The organism is uncultured Pseudoalteromonas sp. (assembly GCF_963922945.1).
Taxonomy (GTDB): Bacteria; Pseudomonadota; Gammaproteobacteria; order Enterobacterales; family Alteromonadaceae; genus Pseudoalteromonas.
In genome coordinates, this window is sequence record NZ_CAWUKC010000124.1 from 1 (window position 1) to 6,982 (window position 6,982).

Genomic DNA, 6,982 nt, shown 5'->3' on the forward strand with positions numbered 1-6,982 from the left:
ACATAGAATACGGCACGCTCGTAAAGGTCGATAACGACTGGTACATAGCCAGCTGTAATGACGAAGTACTGGTGCAAATTAAACAGTCATTATTAAGTGATTTAAAGGGAAGGCACGCGGTAGAAAGTAATATAAATACCGGTGATATGCTCGCTATGGCACACAACGGTAAAGGGCAGATTATAGGGCTTAAACATGCGGGGGCTGGGGTTAAGCAGTGCGGGGCTTAGGGTTGTTTAGCTTAGTTAAGGCTGGTGGTAATTTAGATATATTACCACCGAGAACACAGAGGCGCTGCGCGCTGCACAGAGGTAGTTAACTATCGCCCATATAATCTAATGGTGAGGAAAGCTCTATAAAATCACGATATTGCCCTTTAGTAATTTTGTTGTATTCATTTTTGATATAGATATAGTCAAGCCATAATAAAGTAACTTCTGGAGAAACTTCTATTTTATGCTGTGCTAACGCCTTTTCTGCTTTTTGCAGTTCCGTTAAATCCTCACCACTAGAAAAAATAATATTGAAATCAAGTTCATGTAAATCAAAGATTTTACAGAAGGTATTCTCAATAAATTTAGATAGTGGTATAGGATAATTTTCCTTAAAGTACTTATTATCTTTAGGGGCGAAGTGGCCGTTATGGAATTGAGAGGTGTATGACTGTGGATCAATAAAATAGATTAACTCGGCTGATAAATACTCTTCTGATATATCTCTTTTTAAGAAGTCAGCTATACAAATATTTATGATCTTATTTTCATCACCTCGTTCTGTTCTTTTGAACCTACCATTTATTATCTCCTCATAAAGTGAGTGGTTTTTTTCATAGATACAAAATAAGACAGCGAGCACAAGTACATCTACTTTTTTACCACTTGGTAAATTTGCAATAATGGCCGTAATGCGTTCAGTAATTTGAATAGCTGTTCTAGGAGGTACCTCAAAGGCATCTAATACAACTGAAATATTAGCTAAAGCAGTTTCGTGGGTTTGTGAGCGGGGGAGTAACTCAATATTTTTACCTTCTAAATACGCCGTTTCAAATTTAGTTGTATCGCTGTGTACTAATAAAAAATCTTTTAAAACAGGACGCTTTAAACTGTAACAACTATTAAAAAAACGGCCTAGATAAACCTTTGCATCAAACCCTTCGCCGTATATTGATTTGATTGTATGTTGGAGTTGCCCTGTATCTGTTGCCACAACAAATACTATACCTTTAACATCAAAAATATGTTTAATCGTCTCTAGCATTTCGACTGCATAGCTTGGTCGGCAACGGTCTAATTCATCAATAAAAATAAATATAGGTAACGATTTATCTTCCTGCTTTTCAAACTTACTGACCCAATCATCTAACTTAGACTTTATTACTTCAACGCTCTTGTTTTTAGCTTCATGATCTTTAATCAAGTTTTGTGCAAGCGCCTTTACAGCGGGCGAAAAGTCGCTACCAGTTGGCTTATTAGAATTTTGATTTTGTTCACTTTCTATTTCATCATCAGAAAATAGTAATGTGTGTAACTCATCTAAATCGATACCAGATATTTTTTTAGTTAAGCCTTGTGCAATTGCAGGTGCAACAGCCTTAAACATCGAAACGGCACTTTTAGGTATTTTTATATTGAACTTAGATTGAAGTTGAAGCTGCTTAATGATACCTGCAATTACAGTTAAAAATGGATCGTCTGAATAATCTTGCTGCCATGCATCAATATAAACTACAGGGTAATCTACTATTAATTCTTGCGACCAACGCTTAAGAAAATAGGTTTTACCTGCCCCCCATTCAGCATTGAGATTTAATACATAATTTTTCTTTTGCTCTTCATAAGGCTTACTTTCATCATAACCTTCTTGAGCTAATAATCTCGATAAGAACGTAGCATAGCGAGCTCGACCTAATTTATCAGCAGGAAAATATTCTTCTAATGGAGGCTTAGTTGCTTTACTCCAATTAAATTCTTTAATCTCTTTCATTTAATTCCCTTTAAAATAATTCTTTTTTATATAGTGCCACATATCAATAAGTAAACGTGAGGCCTGTGAAAATTTTTAATTATTTAGATGTATTTAATTCAGGCTGATGCCCGACATGCTAGCAGGCTAAGCACCTACAAAACAGTGTATATACTCGGCTTTAAAACGGTGAAATAAATTGACGATCCGTTGGGTTTCGTGTCACTCAACCCAACCTACGTGTAAACAAAAAAGCCTGCGGTTAAGCAGGCTTTTGAGTGTTTAGAATTGTCGTATTCTAAAATGCGTTTATAACACAATTATGCTTGTTACTAAGTACGCTATAAACGTCAATGCGCCGCCAAATAACGCGTACGGTAGCTGTGTTTTAACGTGGGTGAGTAAGTCACACCCCGAGGCGAGTGCCGATACGGCGCTGGTGTCGGATATAGGCGAGCAGTGATCGCCAAATATGCCACCACCTAAAATAGCACCCACTACAAGCGATGGCGGCAGGCCAAGCTCTTGGATAAGCGGTACGCCAATAGGGATGAGTATGGCAAATGTGCCCCACGATGTACCCGTTGTAAACGACATAACCGCACCGGTAATAAATAGCACAGGTACAATTAAGTAAATAGGTAAGTAGTCGCCCACTAAAGAGGCTACAAATACACCGGTACCTAGCTCTTTTAAGCTTGCGCCTAATGTAAGTGAAAGCAATACAATGCTCACCAGCGGTAATAACTCGCCCATGCCTTTAAAGCCGGTGTCGACGAGTTGATGGTGAGTAAATTGGCGCGAGCTAATCATTAAAATGTAGGCAACAATAATGGCAAGCACCGTTGCATATAATACCGATTTAGAGCCGCTACCTTCTGCTAATACACCGTTTCCAGTGTAAAACATAAAGCCGACCATGCTTACAATTAGGGTAAGCAGTGGCACTAGCATAAAGCGCGCTTTAGAGCCTTTTACTTCTTCTTTTAACTCAGTTTTTTGTAGCTCTAGCTTTTGCTCGGCGTCTTTCATTGGGCCGTGTACTTTATCAAACGCGATAGTGTAAAACACAATAACTAGCGTGATAATGGCGTAAAAGTTATACCCTACGCTGCCCCATAAAATAGAAACTGCCGATTCGCTTAGCTCGTAATTGCCAAGTAAACCCAGCACAAATGCGCCCCAGCCGTTAAGCAATATTAAAATACATACAGGTGCACTGGTGCTATCAATAATATATGCCAAGCGCGCTCGGCTCATTTTAAATTTGTCGAACAAGCCGCGCGATACAATACCAGAGGTTAATACACTTAGGTTTGATTCTATAAACACCGCGATGCCGGTAAACATGGTTAATAAGCCAACTTGGCGCTTACTTTTTGCAATGCCTTTGTTCATTAGCATATTAACGGTGGCTGCTACGCCGCCCGATTCGCGAATATAGGCAAGCAAGGCACCAATCATAATACTAAATATTAAAATGCGGGTGTTACCTGGCGAGCTGGCTACCGATATTATGCGCTCAACGGTATTTAAAAATGTAGCAAATAAGGTATTACCCTCGCCTTGTATTGCGAGCAAAAATTCTGATGAAGCCACGGCCACCAAAAGTGCCATTATTACTTCTTTGCGCCAAAATACGATGGCAATAGCAATGAGTGGCGGTAATATAGAATACCAAGACATAAATTAACCTTTATTATTAGCGAAGTGTATTCGCTTAGTCACGTTAAAACGCTTATTTTTCAGGCCATTTTCAAAATAGACGCCTGAATTTGTAAACCGCTTAGCTTAATGGATTGGCTTAGTTAAGTCACCTGCAAATAAATCACTTAAAGCGCTGCACTTAGGCTATTTTAACCTAAACGATAATTTATTGATTTAGTAATGCTTCGTAAATAAGCGATACAACCGAACCATACTGTGCGGTCTCGTATTGTTTGCCTAAAAATTGATAATGTTTTTGGGTGCCTTTTATGGGCGTATGCCGCGCATTGGTCAATAAAATAATGGCTAAATCGTAGGTTGGATCTATTACAGTCACTGTGCCTGTCCAACCGGTGTGGCCATAGGCTTGTGCACTTGCGTAAGGGCCAAAGTGCCAACGCCTAGCTTGATTGTTACCTGCAAGCCTAAAACCAAGGCCAAAGGTTTCGTTATTTAATTGTGGCGTTAAAAACTGCGCTAAGGTTGATGCGCTAAATAGCTGGGTATTGCCAAAACCACCTTGGTTTAATAGTACTTGGCAAAGCACCGCTAAATCGGGCGCATTACTAAATAGTCCCGCATGCCCTGCTACGCCATCGAATGAATAAAATGCCCGCTCGTCGTGCACTTCGCCTTGCAAAACTTTAGTGCGTATATTATCAAAGGTAATTCGCCCATCACGGGTGTTACCGCTAAGCTCGGTAGCTGCAAATTCAGCACGTTTAAAGCCCTTTTTAAGTGGGTTAAATATTGTGTTAGTTAGTTTAAGTGGGGCGTAAATGTGTTGCTCTAGGTAGTCATCAAGTGGTTGCTTGGTTATGCGCTCAATCAGTACCCCTAAAATCATGTAATCAATATCGGAATAAACGGCTTGTGCGGGGTATTTATTACTTAGCGGCACTTGCGTAAGTAACAGTTGCTTAGTAGTTTGGCTATTTTGCGAAAAATACACACCGCCGTTTTTAGCACTTTTTCGATGAAAATCAAACACCGGCGGGTAACCCGCTGTATGCGTGAGTAAATCTTTTACTGTGTGCAGCTCGCGCCCATCGCCTTTATATTCGGGCAAATAGCTTTGCACTGGCTTGTTTATATTTAAACGCCCTTCGCTTACGAGCTTCATTAAGGCAAAGTTAGTGGCAAATATTTTGGTATTAGAGGCTAAGTCAAACAAGGTCTGTGTTTGCATTGGCTCTGGGCGTAGTAGCATTAAATCACTTTGTTGATACTGTTTGGCATCACCATAAGCGCTAAGCTTTATGAGTTCGCCACTTTTAACAACGGCTAATACCGCCCCCGGAAAACCTGCTTTTATATCTTTTTCTATTAGCGTATCGACTTGGCTAAAGTCTATATTACTTTGCGCGGCGGTATTTAATGTCGGAAACTCAAAGCGCAAAGTAAGGCTTGCGCCCTTAGGTTGAATATTTTCAACTTTAAACGTATTTACCCCGTTATGAGTGCGCCTTGCGAGCGAATACTCGTATAAAGTATTAGCGGCTAATTGCTTGGTAATATTAAGCTTTTGGTTATTAATGAAAATATCGGCGCTCGTCGCGTTATTATTTTGAATTAATAACTGCCCTCGCCCTTTATAGGCTTTAAATGTGCCTCGGTTATTTACATACTTTCGGCTACTTGGGTTAGCCTCAGGAAAAGTAACCACAACTTGTGCATTTGGAAGCACTGCTAGATCACTTTGTTTAAGCTCGCTTACTTTAAAGTTGTTAGCCTTGTTACTACTACACGCTGCAAGTGTAAGACTCATAACTGCTAATAAAGCGACTTTAAAATAGGTGTTTATTACTAACGCCATTTATAACCCTTACTTGTACAGTAAATACGGCGCTCGCTGCTTTTTAAATGCCTTAAGCCCTTGCTGCCAACGTTGTTTTATTTGTGCCTCTGATTGCCCTGCTTCAATAGCTAAACGTAGTTTATTAGTGCCTGCCAGTTTATCCATAAAATTAGCGCGATCAAAAAAAGTAATATTATTTTTAGTTAATTTACTATATGCCGTTATTAAGTAACTTAAATCAAGCCCGCGCGTGTTTGCCGAGCGTAAATCGAGCCCTTTTACCATTATATTTTTAAATTTAGGGTTAGCCGCCGCGCCTTTAATAGATCGTGGCGTAAAACTAAACTCGCCAAGCGCGACGGGCGAGTAGCCAATTACCTGAAACGCAAAGTCGGTGCCTCTGCCAATACTGACTGGTGTTGCCTCAAAAAAACACAGCGACGGGTAAAGCGCAATTGATTGATCGTTCGGTAAGTTAGGGCTGGGCTTTACAGGTAAACTATAGGATGTTGAGCGCGTGTAATGATCAACTGAGATCACCGTCAGCTTTAAATCGGCTGCTTTATTGATCCAGCTTTCGCCTTTGATCATTTTAGCAAGTTCACCTACCGTCATGCCGTGCAGCACGGGTATTGGGTGCATACCAACAAATGATTTAAATTCGCGCTCAAGTATGGGCCCATCAACGTAGGCAATATTGGGGTTTGGCCTATCAAGTACAATAAACTCAATACCTTGCTCGGCTGCGGCTTCCATCATGTAATGCATAGAGCTTATGTAGGTATAAAAGCGTACGCCCACATCTTGAATATCAAAAATAATTACATCTACATTGCTAAGCGCCTCTGCACTTGGCTTTTTGTTTTTGCCATAAATAGAAATAAGCGGGATACCGGTTTCGCTATCAACGGCATTTTTAACATGGGCACCAGCATCGTGATCGCCCCTAAAGCCATGCTCAGGTGCAAATATTTTGGTTATGTTTATATTTTTAGTGAGTAAAGCATCAACCAAATGAGTATTTTCAACACGTGATGTTTGATTTACCAAAAGCCCAACACGTTTATTTTTTAATTGCGGTAAATAATGTGCGAACTGCGCAGCGCCAACCACGGGGGTATTTTGCGCTTCGCTTTGCTTTGCGCTCACATCTAATAAGCTGCTAAATAGTAATACAAAGGTGATAAATACGGCTTTAAACATACAGCAAGATCCTTTTAAACTAGGTGTTTAAAATACCACAGCTTAAGTTAAAGAGCAGTGAATGGTTTTTGGCTTCTCATTTATTCCTCTTTTACTTCTCTTTGTGCTGTAATTTTTTAAGACAAATGATTCACAAAGAGGTTAAGAGGCGCTGCGCTTCTAACGTGAGCAAGCTCTACGTCTACGCTGAAATTTTTAGCAGGGGTGTTTGCTTGGCTTAACTGATAGCTGATAGCTGAAAGCTTTCTCAAAATTCAGGCACAAAAAAACCGACTTAATGTCGGCTTATCTATGAAAGTGGTGGGCGCAGGA

The 6,982-nt window shown here is 40.0% G+C and carries 4 protein-coding genes and 1 pseudogene; 1 reads left to right on the forward strand and 4 read right to left on the reverse strand.

The features are described from left to right. Positions 1–230: pseudogene (locus tag AABI99_RS17115) on the forward strand (hypothetical protein); the annotation flags it as partial. An 85-nt stretch (positions 231–315) separates the two neighbouring features. Here the strand turns inward: AABI99_RS17115 and AABI99_RS17120 are convergent. The 4 genes from AABI99_RS17120 to AABI99_RS17135 form a co-directional block, all read right to left on the reverse strand. After that, the gene (locus tag AABI99_RS17120; protein WP_338367337.1) at positions 316–1,983 is read right to left on the reverse strand and encodes a P-loop NTPase fold protein; all 1,668 of its coding nucleotides are present in this window, start codon (positions 1,981–1,983) and stop codon (positions 316–318) included. Between the two features lie 288 nt (positions 1,984–2,271). Then, positions 2,272–3,648: a Na+/H+ antiporter NhaC family protein gene (locus tag AABI99_RS17125; protein ID WP_338367338.1), complete on the reverse strand. Its 1,377-nt coding sequence runs from the start codon at positions 3,646–3,648 to the stop codon at positions 2,272–2,274. Positions 3,649–3,835: 187 nt separating this feature from the next. Continuing rightward, the gene (gene pbp4b, locus AABI99_RS17130) at positions 3,836–5,485 is read right to left on the reverse strand and encodes a penicillin binding protein PBP4B (protein ID WP_338367339.1); all 1,650 of its coding nucleotides are present in this window, start codon (positions 5,483–5,485) and stop codon (positions 3,836–3,838) included. 9 nt (positions 5,486–5,494) lie between these two features. Further along, on the reverse strand, positions 5,495–6,670 hold the full coding sequence (locus tag AABI99_RS17135; protein ID WP_338367340.1) for a DUF1343 domain-containing protein: 1,176 nt from the start codon (positions 6,668–6,670) through the stop codon (positions 5,495–5,497). Positions 6,671–6,982: the final 312 nt, after the last annotated feature.

Excerpts from the sequence above, each read along its gene's own strand:
- AABI99_RS17135 (WP_338367340.1), bottom strand. The coding sequence starts at position 6,670 with ATGTTTAAAGCCGTATTTATCACCTTTGTATTACTATTTAGCAGCTTA.
- AABI99_RS17120 (WP_338367337.1), bottom strand. The coding sequence starts at position 1,983 with ATGAAAGAGATTAAAGAATTTAATTGGAGTAAAGCAACTAAGCCTCCA.
- pbp4b (WP_338367339.1), bottom strand. The coding sequence starts at position 5,485 with ATGGCGTTAGTAATAAACACCTATTTTAAAGTCGCTTTATTAGCAGTT.
- AABI99_RS17125 (WP_338367338.1), bottom strand. The coding sequence starts at position 3,648 with ATGTCTTGGTATTCTATATTACCGCCACTCATTGCTATTGCCATCGTA.